The sequence below is a fragment of the Achromobacter pulmonis genome (assembly GCF_002885955.2).
In the GTDB taxonomy this organism is placed as follows: Bacteria; Pseudomonadota; Gammaproteobacteria; order Burkholderiales; family Burkholderiaceae_B; genus Achromobacter; species Achromobacter pulmonis_A.
In genome coordinates, this window is sequence record NZ_POQS01000002.1 from 405,019 (window position 1) to 421,559 (window position 16,541).

Consider the following 16,541-nt stretch of genomic DNA (forward strand, 5'->3'; position numbering starts at 1 on the left):
ACAGGAGTCCCCCATGAACACCGCCACCCGAGACCCGGAAGCCGTCCTCACCGAAACCGTCCTCGACACCTTCGCCCGGACGCCGGACCCGCGGCTGCGCCAGCTGATGCAGTCGCTGGTGCGCCACCTGCATGCCTTCGTCTCGGACGTGGAACCGACCGAAGCCGAATGGATGGCGGCCATCCGGTTTCTGACCGAAACGGGGCAGATCTGTGACGGCGTGGTGCGGCAGGAGTTCATCCTGCTGTCCGACACGCTGGGCGTCTCCATGCTGGTCGACGCCATCAACCACCGCAAGCCGGGCCACGCCACCGAAAGCACCGTGTTCGGCCCCTTCTACATCGCCGGCATGCCGGACCGGGCCGCGGGCGAGGACATGGCGCAGACGCCCGGCGAGCCGGCGCTGGTTCATGGGTACGTCCGCGACACCGAGGGCCGGCCGCTGGCCGGCGCCGTGCTCGATGTGTGGCAGACGGCCGCCAACGGCATGTACTCCGGCCAGGACACGGCCCAGCCCGAAGGCAACCTGCGCGGCCGCTATCGCGCGGACGACACCGGCTACTACGCGATACGCACCATCCTGCCGGTGTCCTATCCCATTCCGGGAGACGGACCCGTGGGCCGCATGATGGCGGCCACCGACCGGCACATCTTCCGGCCCGCCCACCTGCATTTCATGATCGAGGCGCCGGGCCACCAGACGCTGGTCACGCACCTGTTCAATGCCGGCGATCCCTACCTCGCCTCCGACGCCGTGTTCGGCGTCAAGCCGTCGCTGGTGGTGCAGTACGAGCCGCGCGGCGCGGACTCGCCACTGGCGGCGCGCTACGGATTCCGGTCGGGGTTCCACGAGGGGCAATATGACTTCGTGCTGCCGCGAGCCTGAACAACGCGCCGGGGCGCTATGCCGGGTCGAAGACGTGCCCGACGGCGGATCGCGCACGGTCAGCGCGGGCGCGCAGTCCGTGATCCTGGTGCGGCGGGGGGAGGCGGTATGGGGCTACCTGAACCGCTGCCCGCACTTCTCCATCACGCTGGGCGCGGCGCATGGCGGCGTGCTGACCTACGAAGGCCAGGTGATGATGTGCGCCCACCATTCGGCCCTGTTCCGCTTCGAGGACGGCCAGTGCATAGAAGGCCCGTGCCAGGGCGCGGCGCTGGACCCGTACCCGGTGCGCATTGCGGCGGGGGTGGTGTACCCGGCGTAGGATGGGTGCAGCGCGAGAATCCTTGAGCAGGAACCCAATCTTCCAGCGCGCGAAACCCATCAGGCGGCGAAAGCCGCCGCCTTTCGTGGCAAGAAAAAAAAGCCGGCTTACGCCGGCTGATGGGTTTCGCGCGTTCGGCGCGAGAGTTCTTCTACGGGAACTCTCGCGCTGCACCCATCCTACTGCAGGGTGCGCGTGAAGACGAACTGACCGTCCTGCCAGTCCACCGGCACCACGTCGCGCGGGCCGAAGCGGCCTTCGAGGATCAGCTTCGCGACCGGGTTTTCGATCTGCTGCTGGATCGCGCGCTTCAAGGGGCGCGCGCCGAACACCGGATCGAAGCCGGAGCGGGCCAGTTCGGCCAGCGCGGGTTCGCTGACCTCCAGGCGCATTTCCTGGCGCTCCAGGCGCTCGCCGAGGCGGCGCAGCTGGATGCGGGCGATCGATTCGATGTGCTGCGCTTCCAGGCCATGGAACACGACCACCTCGTCGATGCGGTTGAGGAACTCCGGACGCAGGGTCTGCTTGAGTTCGTCCCACACCACTTCCTTGACCACTTCGTAGGGCTTGCCCGCCAGGCTCTGGATATGGTGCGAGCCCAGGTTGGAAGTCATCACGATGACGGTGTTGCGGAAGTCCACGGTGCGGCCCTGGCCGTCGGTCAGGCGGCCGTCGTCCAGCACCTGCAGCAGCACGTTGAAGACGTCCGGGTGCGCCTTTTCCACTTCGTCCAGCAGCACCACGCTGTACGGCTTGCGGCGCACGGCCTCGGTCAGGTAGCCGCCCTCTTCGTAGCCCACGTATCCCGGCGGCGCGCCGATCAGCCGCGCCACCGAGTGCTTCTCCATGAATTCGCTCATGTCGATGCGGATCATGTGCTCTTCGGAGTCGAACAGGAATTCCGCCAACGCGCGCGTCAGCTCGGTCTTGCCCACGCCGGTGGGGCCCAGGAACAGGAACGAGCCGTAGGGGCGCGACGGGTCCGCCAGGCCGGCGCGCGAACGCCGGATCGCGTCGGACACCAGGCGCACGGCCTCGTCCTGGCCGACCACGCGCTTGTGCAGGTATTCCTCCATGTGCAGCAGCTTCTCGCGTTCGCCCTGCATCATCTTGGACACCGGGATGCCGGTGGCGCGCGACACGACCTCGGCGATTTCCTCGGCGCCGACGCGGGTGCGCAGCAGGCGCGGACGCCCTTCGCCGCCCTCGGCTTCCTCGGCGGCTTCGGCCGCGCCCACTTCCGCCGCCTTCAGTCGCGCCTCAAGGTCGGGCAGCTTGCCGTACTGCAGCTCGGCCAGCTTGTCGAACTGGCCCTTGCGCTGCAGTTCCGCCATCTCGGCGCGCACGCTGTCGATCTCTTCCTTGATGGCCTGCGTGCCCTGCACGGCGGCCTTCTCGGCCTTCCAGATTTCCTCGAAGTCGTTGTATTCGCGCTGCAGCTTTTCGAGCTCGTCCTCGATCGCGCCCAGGCGGCGCTTGGAAGCGTCGTCGGTTTCCTTCTTGACGGCCTCGCGCTCGATCTTGAGCTGGATGATGCGGCGGTCCAGCTTGTCCATCACTTCCGGCTTGGAATCGATTTCCATGCGGATGCGCGCGCCGGCCTCATCGATCAGGTCGATGGCCTTGTCGGGCAGGAAGCGGTCGGTGATGTAGCGGTGCGACAGCTCGGCCGCGGCCACGATGGCCGGGTCGGTGATCTCGACGCCGTGGTGGATTTCATAGCGCTCCTGCAGCCCGCGCAGGATGGCGATGGTGGACTCCACGTCCGGTTCGTCGACCAGCACCTTCTGGAAGCGCCGCTCCAGCGCCGCGTCCTTTTCGATGTACTTGCGGTATTCGTCCAGCGTGGTCGCGCCGATGCAGTGCAGCTCGCCGCGCGCCAGCGCCGGCTTGAGCATGTTGCCGGCGTCCATCGCGCCCTCGGCCTTGCCCGCGCCCACCATGGTGTGCAGCTCGTCGATGAAGACGATGTTGCTGCCGTCGTCCTGGGCCAGCTCCTTGAGCACGGCCTTCAGGCGCTCTTCGAATTCGCCGCGGAACTTGGCGCCGGCCAGCAGCGCGGCCAGGTCCAGCGACAGCACGCGCTTGCCGCGCAGGGTTTCCGGCACCTCGTCGTTGACGATGCGCTGCGCCAGGCCTTCGACGATGGCGGTCTTGCCCACGCCGGGTTCGCCGATCAGCACCGGGTTGTTCTTGGTGCGGCGCTGCAGGATCTGGATGGTGCGGCGGATTTCGTCGTCGCGGCCGATGACCGGGTCGAGCTTGCCCTGGCGGGCGCGCTCGGTCAGATCCATGGTGTACTTGGACAGGGCTTCGCGGTTGGATTCGCCTTCGGCGGCGGACACGTTCTCGCCGCCGCGCACGGCCTCGATCGCGGCTTCCAGGGCCTTTTTCTGCAGGCCCGCCTCGCGCAGGATGCGGCCGGCCTCGCCCTTGTCGTCGGCCAGGGCCAGCAGGAACAGCTCGCTGGCGATGTAGGTGTCGCCGCGGCGCGCGGCTTCCTTGTCGGTGCGGGTGAGCACGCCCTGCAGGTCGCGGCCGACCTGGACGTTGTCTTCGCCCTGCACCTGCGGCAGGGACTTCAGGGCGCTGTCGATGGCCGGCTGCAGCCGGTTCACCGCCACGCCGGCCCGCGCCAGCAGGCTGCCGGCGCCGCTGTCGGCATCCGACAGCAGGGCCGAGAGCACGTGAATGGGCTCGATGTAGGGGTGGTCATTGCGCGCGGCCAGACTCTGGGCGTCGGCCAGGGCTTGCTGGAACTTGGTGGTGAGTTTGTCGAATCGCATAATGGTCTATTGGCTTGTGGGGGAGCCTGACCGATACATGCCGGCGGGCTCGATAAGCTGAATATGCGGCCGGGTGCCCGAATTTCAACACCGTGCGCGCGCCATGGTTTCTTCGACCTGCAGCCATAATGTCGTTCATGAGCATATACGTTTTTGTCTACGGCACGCTACGCGCCGGCGAAATCAACGACCTGGCGCTGGCGGCCGCCGGCCGCGGCCTGCCCGCGGCCCGCTACGTCGGTCCGGCCAGCGTGCCGGGCCGCCTGGTGGATTTCGGCGACTGGCCGGGCCTGATCCCCGTGGAGGACGGCCGCCGGGTGCGCGGCGACGTCTTCCTGGTGGAACCGCCCCTGCTCGCCCTGATGGACGAAATCGAGGAATACGATCCCGCCCTGCCGGGCTGCTTCGTGCGGCGCGAGGTCCGCGCGCGCCTGGAGCCCCCGTCGCCGGTGCGCAGCCTGGCTTGCCAGTACTACCCCATAGACCCGGCGTTACGCGGCGCGGCGGTGGACATCGCGGCCGATGACTGGATTCGTTACCGAATGGTGAGGCAGGCGCGCCACATCGATAAGACGTCGTAGTAACAACGGACTACAATAGCAAGCATCTTCGCGCTTCACCTCCCATTCTGGTCGTAACCCGATCTATGGGCACTACAAAGGTCATCATATGCAAAAACGGGTCCCCGTTGCCCCTGATGCCGCCCACTGTTCCACTTGCATGCTGGGGCACGTGTGCGTGCCGGTCGGCATGGCAGCCGCCGAAGTGGAAAAGCTGGACGAACTGGTCAAGGAGCGCGTGCGCCTTGAAAAGGGCAAATCGCTTTATTCGCTGAACCATCCGCTGGACGCCGTCTACAGCGTGCGCTTCGGCAGCCTCAAGACGCAGCTGGAAGACGCCACCGGCCAGATCCAGGTCACCGGTTTTCACCTGCCCGGCGAAATCGTCGGCATGGACGGCATGCTCGACGGCAAGCACGTCTCGACCGCGGTGGCGCTGGAAGACTCCGAGGTCTGCGTCATCCGTCTGGCCGACATCGACCGCGTCGCGGCGCACCTGCCCTCGCTGCAGCAGCAGTTCCGCCGCCTGATGAGCCGCGAAATCAACCGCTCCCACCAGATGCTGGCCTCGCTGGGCTCGATGCGCTCCGAGCAGCGCCTGGCCGCGTTCCTGCTCAACCTGTCGCAGCGCTACGCCTCGCTGGGCTATTCGTCCACCGAGTTCGTGCTGCGCATGAGCCGCGAAGAAATCGGCAATTATCTCGGCTTGACCCTGGAGACGGTCAGCCGGCTGTTCTCGCGCTTCGCGCGCGACGGCCTCATCAAGATCAACCAGCGCGAAGTACGCATCCTGGACCTGCCGGCGCTCAAGCAGCTCCTGGGCCAAGAAGGCTGCTGAACGCCCGCTGCGCCGTGCGCCGCGCACCCGCTTCCCACATCCGTCCGGCGCCGCCGGGCCGCGCCGCCTTCGGCGCGGCGCAAGGCCTGGCCGCGCTGCTAGCGCTGACGGCCTGTCTGGCGCCCCTGGCGGCCCATGCCCAGACGCCGCTGCCGCCCCCCTACGACTACGACGAACCCGTGCCCGTGCCCAAGCGCGCGGCGCCCTTGCGCTGGCAGCCGCTGGAGCTGGGCAAGCCCGGGCAGCGGTACAGGATGCCGGTCTACGCCAACCGCCGGCTCGACCGCGACGACCTGCGCGATATCAAGCAGGTCGTCATCGTGGTCCACGGCGTCAAGCGCGACGCCGACCATTACTACCAAACCGTGGAGCAGCTGCTCGCGCGCAATCCGGCGCGGGCGCGCGACACGCTGATCCTGGCGCCGCGCTACACGGGCGCGATCGATTCGGGATACGCCGGCATGGCGGCCTGGCGCAAGGCGAGCTGGGAGGAAGGCGCCGACAGCGTGCAGGCCGCCGGCCGGCCCGCGCCGGTCAGCGCGTTCCAGGTGCTCGACGACCTGCTGCGCAGCCTGGACGACGACGAGCGCCTGCCGGCCCTGGCGGGCATCGTGCTGGCCGGCCATTCGGCCGGCGCGCAGCTGGTGCAGCGCTACGCGGTGCTGAACAACGTCGACGGCCCGCTGCGCCGCGGCGGCGTGGCGCTGCGCTACGTGATCGCCAATCCCTCGTCCTACCTGTACCTGACCAACGAGCGCCCGCGCCCCGACGGCAAGGGCTATGCGCCGTACGAGCGCGGCATCTGCCCGACCTACAACCAGTACAAGTACGGCCCGGACCGGCTGCCGCCCTATGCCCGCGAAACCGACGAATCGCGGCTGTTCGTGCGCTACGCGGCGCGCGATGTGACCTACCTGCTGGGCGCGGCGGACAACAATCCCGAAGACCGCCTGCTCGACAAAACCTGCGGCGCCGAGGCCCAGGGCGCGACCCGCCTCGCGCGCGGCATGGGCTACGTCCAGTACGAATACCAGCTGGCCGCCCGCGGCGCCCGGCCCGTCACGCTGCACCGGCGCGCCTACCAGGTCGCCGGCGTCGGCCACGACCACGCCGGCATGTTCGGCTCGGAATGCGGCGCGCGCGCCCTGCTGGGCCAGGACACCCGCAGCGCCGACGGCGCCGCCACCTGCGAAGCCGTCAAGCCGCACGTCCGCTGACGGAAAACTGAAAACCATCGCAGGGGGTGCATTTCCGCGCCGACGAGCGCAACATAAGGCCTTGGAGCGATCCATCGGCGGCGGCGCAGGCCCGGGCCGCGCTCGCATGGCCGGCGCTTCCGACAGCCAGCAGGAGAACGGATATGACGCACGCATATCTCGACATGCCCGACGCCCGGCGCCGCATCAAGGCCATTTTCGTCGGCTCCATGGGCAATCTGGTGGAGTGGTACGACTTCTACGCCTACACCGCCTTCGCCCTGTACTTCGCCCCCGCCTTCTTCCCTTCCCACGACCCGGTGGTCCAGCAGCTGAACGCCGCCACGCTGTTCGCGGCGGGCTTCATCGTGCGCCCGCTGGGCGGCTGGCTGTTCGGCCATCTGGCCGACCGCCACGGGCGGCGGCTGTCGCTCATGGTCTCGGTGGGGATGATGTGCGTGGGCTCGCTGATCATCGCGGTCACGCCCACCTACGCCACCATCGGCCTGGCCGCGCCGGCCCTGCTGGCGCTGGCGCGCGTGGTCGAGGGCCTGAGCCTGGGCGGCGAGTACGGCGCCAGCGCCACCTACCTGACCGAGATCGCGGACCCCGAGCACCGCGGCTTCTATTCCAGCTTCCAGTACGTCACGCTGATCGGCGGCCAGCTCTGCGCGATCCTGGTGCTGCTGCTCTTGCAGAACGTGTTCCTCACGCACGAACAGCTGCTGGAATGGGGCTGGCGCATTCCCTTCGTGATCGGCGCCATGCTCGCCATCATCACCGCGGTCATGCGGCGCGACATGCCCGAGACCGATTCGTACAAGGAAGCCAGCAAGGCCCCGAAACCGCAGACCAGTTCGCTGCGCGGCCTGCTGCAGTACCCGCGCGAGGTGGCGATCGTGGTGGGCCTGACCGCCGGCGGCACCGCGGCCTTCTATACCTTCACCACCTACATGCAGACCTTCGTGCGCCAGACCTCGGGGTTCAGCGACATCGTCACCACCTACATCATCGCCGGCTCGCTGATCTTCGCGCTGTTCCTGCAGCCGCTGTACGGCGCCCTGTCCGACCGCATCGGGCGCAAGCCGCTGCTGATCTTCTTCGGCGTGGCCGGCGCGGCGCTCACCGTGCCCATCCTGATGACGCTGTCGCATACCAGCTCGCCGTTCATCGCCTTCCTGCTGATCTGCGGCGCCTGGATTTTCACGGCGGGCTATACGTCCATCAACGCCGTGGTCAAGGCCGAGCTGTTCCCCACCAACGTGCGCGCCACCGGCGTGGCCGTGCCGTACGCGATAACGGTGTCCATCTTCGGCGGCACGGCGCCGGCCATCGCGCTCTTCTTCAAGCAGCAGGGGCACGAGGAATGGTTCTACTACTACCTGGCGGGCATCATCCTGCTGTCCCTGCTGGTGTATGCGAGCATGCGCGACACCAAGCACGCGTCGGCCATGCACCGGCACGCCTGAGCGCCGGCGCGCCGCCTCAGGTAATGCGCACCACGTAGTCCGGCAGGGGCGGTTCGGGCAGCACGGCCAACGCCTTCAGCTGCGAGGGCGCGCGCTTGCTGGCCGCGCGCAGATGGTCCGCCAGCGCCTCGGCCGCCTGGTCGAAGCGCGCCTCGCACAGGCAATCGACGATGCGCGCGTACTCGGCCGCCACCGCCGGATTGACGGGCTGGCGGAACATGCGGCAGAAGAGCTGGTTCACGATCAGCGGCAGTTCGCAGCGCGTCAGAATGCGCAGCAGCTTGGTGTTCTGGTGATGCGCCAGGCAGTCCACGTGTATGGCGCGCTCGACCCGCAGCAGGCCTTCCAGGTCCAACGACGGCGAGGCCAGTTCGCGCCGCAGCGCCGCCGGCAGCGCCGGGTCCAGCTGCGGCGCGCTCAGGCGCAGCGCCTGCGGCGCCAGCAGCAGCCGCAGTTCGAAATCCTGGAAGATGGCGCGCGCGGTCAGCGGGCCGGCGCGCCACGAGGAATACACGCTTTTTTCGACCAGCCCGCGATCCACCAGCCGGCCCAGCGCCTCGCGCACGGCGGCGCGGTTGGCGCGGAAATGCTCGGTGGCGCGGGCCTCGTCGATGCGGAAATGGCCGAACACCACACAGGTTGAAATGGCCTGCTCCAGCTGGCCGTAGATGCGCTCGCTCTCGGAGGGAATGCGGATGGTGGCGTCGGGGGTGTCCAGCCCCAGCGCGGCCTCGTCGATGGGCAGGCGCCGCGGCGCGGGCTGCTCGCCGGGCGGCGCGACCAGATAGCCGCGGCCCTGGAATTTGCGCAGCAGGTTCTCTTCGTGCAGCATTTCGAAGGCCTTGCGCACCGGCACGCGGCTGGTGCCGAACACCTTCGCGACCGGCCCTTCCAGCAGCACCAGACCGGCGGCCACGCGGCCATCGAGGATGGCCTGGCGCAGGCGGTTGCGGATCACGTCATAGCGCAGCTCGCGCGGCCCCGGCTCGGGCGGCGGCGCGGCCTCGGCGGGCAGGCCGGAATCCTGGACGGGCGACTGGCGCGGTGCTCTTTTCATCGTCGTGGCGCGGCCGGCCAGCTTGCGGGCCGGGATTCAATCTGTACGCATGAAGTCGGCCCATTTGCGGACCAGGTAATTGTGCTCGTCCATGACGGTGTTCCATACCGCCACACGGCTCATGCGCTGCTCATACGAACCGCCGTCGCGGACGCTGCCGCGGCGCACGAGGATATTACCACCCGTGCCCGGCAGGTCCTCGCGGGCCGGCAGGCCGCCGTACCAGTAGTCCCATTCGGCCTGGCTGAGATAGGCGCGGGCGCGGTCGGGGTTGGAGATGTAGAAGCCCTGGCGCGCCATCACCGCGCCCGCGCGGCCCGACAGCCACCAGTTCAGGTAGCGGTAGGCGTCCTCCAGCTTGGGCCCTTGCAGCCGGCTGGAAATGCCCAGCCCGCCATACCAGGCGCGATAGCCCTCGGCCGGACTGGCGATGCGGCAGGCCAGGCCCGCGCTGGCGTAGTCGCCGGCCGACGGCGACCAATGGCTCTGTATGGCCACGCGCCTGTGCGCCATCAGGCTCGCGGCCTCGGCGCAATCGTCCCAGAAGCCGGCGAACAGGCCGGCCTTCTTCTTGGCGATCAGCAGCTCGATCATGCCGTCGATCTCTTCGATGCTGAGATTGCCGATGTCGCCGAACCGCATTTCGCCGCTGGCCTGCAGCGCCAGCGCCGCGTCGAGCGCGCCGATGGCGGCGTCGGCCTGCAGCGCGACGCGCCCGGTGCAGCGCGGCGAAACCAGCCAGGACCAGCTTTCCGGGGCGTCGCCGATCAGCCGGGACAGTTCGGCCGGCAGGTAGGCGAAGCTGTCGGCGTTGTGCGTCAGCGGCAGCATGCTGATCCGGCGGCTGGGCGTGTCGGCCAGGGAGCTGTCGGCCTGCACGTACAGGCGCGTCACCGGATTGCAGCCCTGCCCGTAGGGCGCGCCCGGCGTCAGGCGGCCGCTGCGCGGCAGCGCGTTGATCTCGTCCCAGCGCGCGATGCGATCGGTGTCGATGGCCTGCAGCGCGCCGGTCGGCCACAGATAGTCGATGCTGTGGAACCACTGGTCGTACACGTCGAAGCTGCCGGGTTCGATCACGGCCTGGCGCTGGGCGTCGAACCCGTTGAGCACCTGGTATTCGATGGGAATGCCCAGATCCTCCTCGGCGCCGCGGCGCAGCGATTCCAGCAGCGTCACCGACGTGCCCAGCACGCGCAGTGCCCGCCGCTCACGGGCCTTTACCGATATGCCTTGCGGGCTGACCATGGCGCACCTATCGAGAACATGAATGGCTATCCTGCCCGGCCATTGTGTAGAAATGCTCGAACTCGCGCCAGGACTTTGTCACGGCGCCCTCGTCCAGGCCGCGGGTGATGAACACCAGCCGCGAGCGGCGGTCGGCGCCCGGCCACGCGTCCAGGTGCCGCGGCGGGTGCATCAGGTGGCCCATGCCGTGCAGGACCACGGCGCGCGCCGGTCCGCCGCCTTCGGGAATCACCTCCAGCAAGCCCTTCAGGCGCAGGATGCGGTCGGCGTGGCGATGCATCAGGAGCGTCAGCCAGAGCGTCAGCACGGCCCAGCGCAAGGGCCCGTCGAAGCTCAGGCAGAAGGCGCTGGCGCCGTCGGCCGCCGCCGCGCCGCCGCGCGGGCCGCGGCCTGCCGCGCCGACCCGGCGCAGCCATTGCGCAGGGTCCGCCGCCGGGCCGTCGGCGCCGGCGGCCAGCCAGCCGTCGGGCGCGTCGTCCGCGGGCGCGCCCAGGTCGATGCGCCGCGCCATCGGGTTGAGCCGCGCCAGCTGCGCGTGCAGCGCGGCCACCTCGTCCGCGCCGGCCAGGTCGGTCTTGCTCAGCCACAGCGTGTCGGCCGCCGCCACCTGCGCCGTCCATTCCGCGTAGCGCCGGCACTGGTCCGCCGCGCTCATCGCGTCGACCACGGTGGCGACGAACGCGGGATGGAAGCGGCGGCTGGCCAGCAGCGTGGCCAGCACCGGCCCGGGCGCGGCCAGGCCGGTGGTTTCGATCACCACGCGCTTGAACGGCGGCAGTTCGCCGCGCAGGCGGCGCTGGTGCAGCCGGACCAGCGCGCTGTCGAGCTCGCCGCGGATGGAGCAGCAGATACAGCCGTTCTCCAGCAGCAAGGTGTCGGAATCGACGGCGCCGACCAGCAGGTGGTCCAGGCCCACGGCGCCGAATTCGTTGATCAGCACTGCGGTCTCGCCGCGTTCGCCGCCGCGCAGCCAGCGTTGCAGCAGCGTGGTCTTGCCCGCGCCCAGAAAGCCGGTCAGCACGCCCGCCGGCAGCGTGTCCGCGTCAGCCCGCGCCATGATCGGCCTCCCGCACGGCTTGCGGCCAGGGCATGTCCAGCGGATCGAGGCGGCGGCCCAGCAGCAGTTCGGCCGCCGCCCACAGCCCGCCCAGGTCGGGCAGCAGCACGCTCGCGCCGGTCGGGCCGGACAGCAGATAGGACTGCCCGTGCAGGTCGCGCAGCTCCAGGCGGAACAGCGCCAGCAGCCGGTTGGCCTGGGCCGCCTGAAGCAGGCGTTCGCGCCGCGACTGCTCGGGCGGGACGTCGGCGCGGCTCCAGTGGGCCGTGCCTTGCAGCAAACCGCAGATGCCGCACATGGTCGCCTCCTTTCAGGGCATGACGTCGCCGGAGTTCGGCCCCAGCACCTGGCCGACGTAGAGATTGCCGCCGGGGTCGGACGCCAGCAGCACCGCGCTGGGCGCGACCTCCTCGGGGCGGCCGAAGCGACCCAGCGGCAGGCCGGCGGCCTTCTGCTTTTTCCAGCTCTCGCTGATGCCGTCGACCAGCGGCGTCTCGATCGGGCCGGGCGCGATGGCGTTGACCAGCACGTTGGCCGGCGCCGCTTCCAGCGCCAGCGACTTGGTGAAGCCAATGACGCCCGCCTTGGCCGCCGCGTAGTGGCTCAGCTCCGCGCCGCCCTTGATGCCCAGCTGCGAAGCGACGTTGACGATGCGCCCCCAGCGCTGCGCCGTCATGTGCGGCAGCGCCCGGCGCGAGCACAGGAATACGCTGCGCAGGTCCACGCGCATCATCTCGTCCCACATCGCCGCCGGCATGTCGGCGCACAGCGACTGCGTCAGGATGCCGGCGTTGTTCACCAGCACGTCGATGCCGCCGTAGGCGTGCACGCAGGCATCGATGGCGCGCGCGGCGGCCAGCTCGTCGCTGACGTCGGCGGCCTGCGCCACGGCGCGCGCGCCGGCCTCGCGGCAGCGCGCCGCGACCGCCTCGGCCCGCGCGCCGTCCAGGTCGGCCAGCAGCAGCGCGGCGCCAGCCCGCGCATAGGCCAGCGCGATGGCCGCGCCGATGCCGCTGCCGGCGCCCGTCACCACGGCGCGCCGGTTCTCCAGAACGTTCGTATGCATCATGAGTGCCTCTTTCAGGTTTGCAGACCCGGCCAGCGCACCGTCAGCCCGCCGTCGGCGATCACGGACTGCCCGGTGATGTAGGAAGCGTCGTCGCTGGTCAGGAAGCGGATCAGCAGCGCGATCTCGCGGGCGCTGCCCACGCGCCCCAGCGGTATGCCGGCGGCCGCGCGCGCCAGGCCTTCCGGCCCCAGGGAATTGACCGGGTCCAGCGACTGCGGCGTCTCGACCAGGCCCGGAATGACCGCATTGCAGCGGATGCCGCGCGGCGCCAGCTCCATGGCCACGGCGCGGCACAGGCCGGGCACGCCGGCCTTGGCCGCCGCGTAATGCACGTGCTGCTGCCAGCCATACACGCCGCCGGCGATGGACGAGACCGCCACCATCGCCCCGCCGTCGCGCATGTGCCGGGCCGCCGCCCGGAACACGCGCATCACCCCGCCCAGGTCCACGTCCATCATCTCGGTCCATTGCGCGTCGCTCATGTCGGCGAGCGCGGCCTGCCTGAGCAGGCCGGCGTTGGCCACCGCGTAATCCAGCCGCCCGTAATGCCCGACCGCGCGCGCGGCGAACGCCTCGACCTGGCCGGTCTGGGTCACGTCCACCGGCAGCATCAGGCACTGGCCGCCGGCCGCCTCCACCAGGGCCGCCGTCGCCGANCCGGCAGCGTGTCCGCGTCAGCCCGCGCCATGATCGGCCTCCCGCACGGCTTGCGGCCAGGGCATGTCCAGCGGATCGAGGCGGCGGCCCAGCAGCAGTTCGGCCGCCGCCCACAGCCCGCCCAGGTCGGGCAGCAGCACGCTCGCGCCGGTCGGGCCGGACAGCAGATAGGACTGCCCGTGCAGGTCGCGCAGCTCCAGGCGGAACAGCGCCAGCAGCCGGTTGGCCTGGGCCGCCTGAAGCAGGCGTTCGCGCCGCGACTGCTCGGGCGGGACGTCGGCGCGGCTCCAGTGGGCCGTGCCTTGCAGCAAACCGCAGATGCCGCACATGGTCGCCTCCTTTCAGGGCATGACGTCGCCGGAGTTCGGCCCCAGCACCTGGCCGACGTAGAGATTGCCGCCGGGGTCGGACGCCAGCAGCACCGCGCTGGGCGCGACCTCCTCGGGGCGGCCGAAGCGACCCAGCGGCAGGCCGGCGGCCTTCTGCTTTTTCCAGCTCTCGCTGATGCCGTCGACCAGCGGCGTCTCGATCGGGCCGGGCGCGATGGCGTTGACCAGCACGTTGGCCGGCGCCGCTTCCAGCGCCAGCGACTTGGTGAAGCCAATGACGCCCGCCTNNNCAGCACGTTGGCCGGCGCCGCTTCCAGCGCCAGCGACTTGGTGAAGCCAATGACGCCCGCCTTGGCCGCCGCGTAGTGGCTCAGCTCCGCGCCGCCCTTGATGCCCAGCTGCGAAGCGACGTTGACGATGCGCCCCCAGCGCTGCGCCGTCATGTGCGGCAGCGCCCGGCGCGAGCACAGGAATACGCTGCGCAGGTCCACGCGCATCATCTCGTCCCACATCGCCGCCGGCATGTCGGCGCACAGCGACTGCGTCAGGATGCCGGCGTTGTTCACCAGCACGTCGATGCCGCCGTAGGCGTGCACGCAGGCATCGATGGCGCGCGCGGCGGCCAGCTCGTCGCTGACGTCGGCGGCCTGCGCCACGGCGCGCGCGCCGGCCTCGCGGCAGCGCGCCGCGACCGCCTCGGCCCGCGCGCCGTCCAGGTCGGCCAGCAGCAGCGCGGCGCCAGCCCGCGCATAGGCCAGCGCGATGGCCGCGCCGATGCCGCTGCCGGCGCCCGTCACCACGGCGCGCCGGTTCTCCAGAACGTTCGTATGCATCATGAGTGCCTCTTTCAGGTTTGCAGACCCGGCCAGCGCACCGTCAGCCCGCCGTCGGCGATCACGGACTGCCCGGTGATGTAGGAAGCGTCGTCGCTGGTCAGGAAGCGGATCAGCAGCGCGATCTCGCGGGCGCTGCCCACGCGCCCCAGCGGTATGCCGGCGGCCGCGCGCGCCAGGCCTTCCGGCCCCAGGGAATTGACCGGGTCCAGCGACTGCGGCGTCTCGACCAGGCCCGGAATGACCGCATTGCAGCGGATGCCGCGCGGCGCCAGCTCCATGGCCACGGCGCGGCACAGGCCGGGCACGCCGGCCTTGGCCGCCGCGTAATGCACGTGCTGCTGCCAGCCATACACGCCGCCGGCGATGGACGAGACCGCCACCATCGCCCCGCCGTCGCGCATGTGCCGGGCCGCCGCCCGGAACACGCGCATCACCCCGCCCAGGTCCACGTCCATCATCTCGGTCCATTGCGCGTCGCTCATGTCGGCGAGCGCGGCCTGCCTGAGCAGGCCGGCGTTGGCCACCGCGTAATCCAGCCGCCCGTAATGCCCGACCGCGCGCGCGGCGAACGCCTCGACCTGGCCGGTCTGGGTCACGTCCACCGGCAGCATCAGGCACTGGCCGCCGGCCGCCTCCACCAGGGCCGCCGTCGCCGAGGGATCGTGGACGTCGCCAGGCAGGTAGCCGCCGGCCACCGCCACGCCGGCCTGCGCGTAGGCCAGCGCCAGGGCCTGGCCGATGCCGCTGGCCGCGCCGGTGACCAGCGCCGCTTTGTCGTATCCGGACATGGCACCCTCCTATTTGACGGTGCTGGGGTCCACGTGCGGGACCAGCACCATGACGATGCCGGACAGGAAGCACGGGATGGCGCCCCAGTACAGCGCCGCCTCGATCCAGTCCGCGCCGCTGGACAGCGTGTACGTGCTGCCGAAGCCGGCCACGATGGCCCCCACCTGCCCGAGCGCGTTGACGAAGGAGCCGGCCGTCGCCCGGATCTGGTTGGGGAAGCTCTCGCCGATCAGGAACAGCACCGCCGCGTAGGGGCCGATAAGAAAGAACAGGCCCAGCGAGTACAGCGGCACGATGCTCCAGAAATCGCCCTGCGGCGCCTGCAGCATGGCGTAGAACGCCAGCCCGCCCAGAATCCAGCCGATGGCCACGGCGTTGCGCCGACCGATGCGGTCGCCCAGCCAGCCGTGGAACAGATAACCCAGGAAGCCCGCCAGGTTGGACACGATCAGCACTTGCAGCGCGTTGGAGAAGTCCACGCCCTTGCCGGGCGTGCCGCCCGAGCCGCCCAGCACCGACGTGCCCAGCACCGCGAACAGCACGATGGCGAACCAGTTCAGGAAAAAGCCCAGCGACAGGGTCAGCGTCGGGCGCAGCGACGCGCCTTTGAAGATCGCCGCCACGCCCTGCTGGTGCCCGCCGCCGGCGTCCAGGCCATGGGCCGCGGCCAGGGCTTGCGCCTGTTCCCCCTCGCCCCGGGCGCGCAGTTCGGCGATGCGCCGGGCCGTGAGGAACTGCGGGGTCTCGACCAGCCTGCGGCCCAGGATCACGATGACCACCGCGGGAAAAGTCGCGAACACGAAGGACAGGCCCCAGCCGCCGCCCTGTCCGAACCAGCGCTCGCCCAGCGGATACAGCACGGCCACCAGCGCCGCCGTCAGCACCGCGCCTATCGGCCAGCCACCCTGCACCAGCGAATAGATGAAGCCGCGCCGCTTGCGGGCCGCGGGATCGGCGTGCGCCACCGCGAACAGCTCGGTCAGGTAGGTGGCGTTGATGCTCTGCTCGGCATAGCCCAGCCCCGCCAGCGAACGCACCAGGATCAACAGCAGAAAGCCCAGCCCCGCCGACAGACCGATGATCCAGCCCGCCAGCGCCGTCAGGCCCGAGCAGATGGCGGCGCCGGCCACCGCGATGATGATGCCCTTGCGCCGGCCGAGACGGTCGGTGACCGGTCCCAGGCCGAACGCCACCAGCGCCGTGCCCACGGTGACCCAGGTGTTGAGACTGGCCAGGCGCTCGGCGCTCCATTGGAAATACTCGCCCAGCTGCGGCAGCAGCGTGCCGAACAGGATGAAATCATAGACAGCGAAAACCCAGGCGAAAAAGCACACCCAGGTGGCGTAGTTGACTTGCTGCTTGGTGACGGCGGGCGGCGTCCATAGCGCCGAGGCGCTGCGCGCGGAATCGAGGGTATCCATGGGGTCGGCCTGCGGAAAGTAAGG

At 70.0% G+C, this 16,541-nt stretch carries 15 protein-coding genes and 2 pseudogenes; 6 read left to right on the forward strand and 11 right to left on the reverse strand.

Annotated features, from left to right (window positions below; all coding sequences use genetic code 11):
* Positions 1-13 precede the first annotated feature (13 nt).
* Positions 14-886 carry an intradiol ring-cleavage dioxygenase gene (locus C1I89_RS07925; protein ID WP_102772233.1) on the forward strand — a complete coding sequence of 291 codons (873 nt, stop codon included), beginning with the start codon at positions 14-16 and terminating at the stop codon, positions 884-886.
* Entirely contained in the window at positions 861-1,208 is a 348-nt protein-coding gene (locus C1I89_RS07930; RefSeq protein ID WP_102772234.1) for a Rieske (2Fe-2S) protein, read from the forward strand. Before C1I89_RS07925 ends, C1I89_RS07930 begins: the two co-directional genes overlap by 26 nt.
* Positions 1,209-1,387: 179 nt before the next feature.
* Here C1I89_RS07930 and clpB read toward each other — a convergent pair whose 3' ends face one another.
* Positions 1,388-3,994, reverse strand: coding sequence for an ATP-dependent chaperone ClpB (gene clpB / locus C1I89_RS07935; RefSeq protein ID WP_102772235.1), 2,607 nt, complete (start codon positions 3,992-3,994; stop codon positions 1,388-1,390).
* 137 nt (positions 3,995-4,131) lie between these two features.
* Here clpB and C1I89_RS07940 point away from each other — a divergent pair, with 137 nt between their 5' ends.
* The 4 genes from C1I89_RS07940 to C1I89_RS07955 all read left to right on the forward strand — a co-directional run bounded on the left by C1I89_RS07940 (position 4,132) and on the right by C1I89_RS07955 (position 8,057).
* Entirely contained in the window at positions 4,132-4,575 is a 444-nt protein-coding gene (locus tag C1I89_RS07940) for a gamma-glutamylcyclotransferase family protein (RefSeq protein WP_102772832.1), read from the forward strand.
* A gap of 88 nt (positions 4,576-4,663) precedes the next feature.
* A complete protein-coding gene (locus C1I89_RS07945; protein ID WP_102772236.1) occupies positions 4,664-5,392 on the forward strand; it encodes a helix-turn-helix domain-containing protein in 729 nt (242 codons plus the stop codon).
* Positions 5,393-5,508: 116 nt separating this feature from the next.
* The gene (locus C1I89_RS07950; protein ID WP_247747683.1) at positions 5,509-6,609 is read left to right on the forward strand and encodes a hypothetical protein; all 1,101 of its coding nucleotides are present in this window, start codon (positions 5,509-5,511) and stop codon (positions 6,607-6,609) included.
* A 143-nt stretch (positions 6,610-6,752) separates the two neighbouring features.
* Positions 6,753-8,057 (forward strand): MFS transporter, encoded by a 1,305-nt coding sequence (locus C1I89_RS07955; protein WP_102772238.1) that lies wholly within the window; start codon positions 6,753-6,755, stop codon positions 8,055-8,057.
* A 16-nt stretch (positions 8,058-8,073) separates the two neighbouring features.
* On the opposite strand, the gene C1I89_RS07960 is transcribed toward C1I89_RS07955, so the two are convergent.
* The 10 genes and pseudogenes from C1I89_RS07960 to C1I89_RS08005 all read right to left on the reverse strand — a co-directional run bounded on the left by C1I89_RS07960 (position 8,074) and on the right by C1I89_RS08005 (position 16,517).
* Positions 8,074-9,114, reverse strand: a complete 1,041-nt coding sequence (locus tag C1I89_RS07960; RefSeq protein WP_102772239.1) for a GntR family transcriptional regulator — start codon at positions 9,112-9,114, stop codon at positions 8,074-8,076.
* A gap of 36 nt (positions 9,115-9,150) precedes the next feature.
* Positions 9,151-10,359, reverse strand: a complete 1,209-nt coding sequence (locus tag C1I89_RS07965; protein ID WP_102772240.1) for an ABC transporter substrate-binding protein — start codon at positions 10,357-10,359, stop codon at positions 9,151-9,153.
* A gap of 7 nt (positions 10,360-10,366) precedes the next feature.
* Positions 10,367-11,416 carry a CobW family GTP-binding protein gene (locus C1I89_RS07970; RefSeq protein ID WP_102772241.1) on the reverse strand — a complete coding sequence of 350 codons (1,050 nt, stop codon included), beginning with the start codon at positions 11,414-11,416 and terminating at the stop codon, positions 10,367-10,369.
* Positions 11,403-11,714, reverse strand: coding sequence for a hypothetical protein (locus C1I89_RS07975; protein WP_102772242.1), 312 nt, complete (start codon positions 11,712-11,714; stop codon positions 11,403-11,405). The genes C1I89_RS07970 and C1I89_RS07975 overlap by 14 nt, the downstream gene beginning before the upstream one ends.
* A gap of 12 nt (positions 11,715-11,726) precedes the next feature.
* On the reverse strand, positions 11,727-12,485 hold the full coding sequence (locus C1I89_RS07980) for an SDR family NAD(P)-dependent oxidoreductase (protein ID WP_102772243.1): 759 nt from the start codon (positions 12,483-12,485) through the stop codon (positions 11,727-11,729).
* 11 nt (positions 12,486-12,496) lie between these two features.
* A pseudogene (locus C1I89_RS07985) lies at positions 12,497-13,135 on the reverse strand (SDR family NAD(P)-dependent oxidoreductase); the annotation flags it as partial.
* A gap of 24 nt (positions 13,136-13,159) precedes the next feature.
* Positions 13,160-13,471: a hypothetical protein gene (locus C1I89_RS07990; protein WP_102772242.1), complete on the reverse strand. Its 312-nt coding sequence runs from the start codon at positions 13,469-13,471 to the stop codon at positions 13,160-13,162.
* 12 nt (positions 13,472-13,483) lie between these two features.
* Positions 13,484-14,307, reverse strand: a pseudogene (locus tag C1I89_RS35840) (SDR family NAD(P)-dependent oxidoreductase).
* A gap of 11 nt (positions 14,308-14,318) precedes the next feature.
* Positions 14,319-15,095, reverse strand: coding sequence for an SDR family NAD(P)-dependent oxidoreductase (locus tag C1I89_RS08000; protein WP_102772245.1), 777 nt, complete (start codon positions 15,093-15,095; stop codon positions 14,319-14,321).
* Between the two features lie 9 nt (positions 15,096-15,104).
* The gene (locus C1I89_RS08005; RefSeq protein ID WP_102772246.1) at positions 15,105-16,517 is read right to left on the reverse strand and encodes an MFS transporter; all 1,413 of its coding nucleotides are present in this window, start codon (positions 16,515-16,517) and stop codon (positions 15,105-15,107) included.
* Positions 16,518-16,541: the final 24 nt, after the last annotated feature.

Bases quoted from the DNA above. Each gene is read 5' to 3' on its own strand.
- C1I89_RS07975 (WP_102772242.1), bottom strand. From the start codon at position 11,714: ATGTGCGGCATCTGCGGTTTGCTGCAAGGCACGGCCCACTGGAGCCGC.
- clpB (WP_102772235.1), bottom strand. From the start codon at position 3,994: ATGCGATTCGACAAACTCACCACCAAGTTCCAGCAAGCCCTGGCCGAC.
- C1I89_RS07980 (WP_102772243.1), bottom strand. From the start codon at position 12,485: ATGATGCATACGAACGTTCTGGAGAACCGGCGCGCCGTGGTGACGGGC.
- C1I89_RS07990 (WP_102772242.1), bottom strand. From the start codon at position 13,471: ATGTGCGGCATCTGCGGTTTGCTGCAAGGCACGGCCCACTGGAGCCGC.
- C1I89_RS07925 (WP_102772233.1), top strand. From the start codon at position 14: ATGAACACCGCCACCCGAGACCCGGAAGCCGTCCTCACCGAAACCGTC.
- C1I89_RS07960 (WP_102772239.1), bottom strand. From the start codon at position 9,114: ATGAAAAGAGCACCGCGCCAGTCGCCCGTCCAGGATTCCGGCCTGCCC.
- C1I89_RS07955 (WP_102772238.1), top strand. From the start codon at position 6,753: ATGACGCACGCATATCTCGACATGCCCGACGCCCGGCGCCGCATCAAG.
- C1I89_RS07970 (WP_102772241.1), bottom strand. From the start codon at position 11,416: ATGGCGCGGGCTGACGCGGACACGCTGCCGGCGGGCGTGCTGACCGGC.
- C1I89_RS07940 (WP_102772832.1), top strand. From the start codon at position 4,132: ATGAGCATATACGTTTTTGTCTACGGCACGCTACGCGCCGGCGAAATC.
- C1I89_RS07945 (WP_102772236.1), top strand. From the start codon at position 4,664: ATGCAAAAACGGGTCCCCGTTGCCCCTGATGCCGCCCACTGTTCCACT.
- C1I89_RS07930 (WP_102772234.1), top strand. From the start codon at position 861: ATGACTTCGTGCTGCCGCGAGCCTGAACAACGCGCCGGGGCGCTATGC.
- C1I89_RS07965 (WP_102772240.1), bottom strand. From the start codon at position 10,359: ATGGTCAGCCCGCAAGGCATATCGGTAAAGGCCCGTGAGCGGCGGGCA.
- C1I89_RS08000 (WP_102772245.1), bottom strand. From the start codon at position 15,095: ATGTCCGGATACGACAAAGCGGCGCTGGTCACCGGCGCGGCCAGCGGC.
- C1I89_RS08005 (WP_102772246.1), bottom strand. From the start codon at position 16,517: ATGGATACCCTCGATTCCGCGCGCAGCGCCTCGGCGCTATGGACGCCG.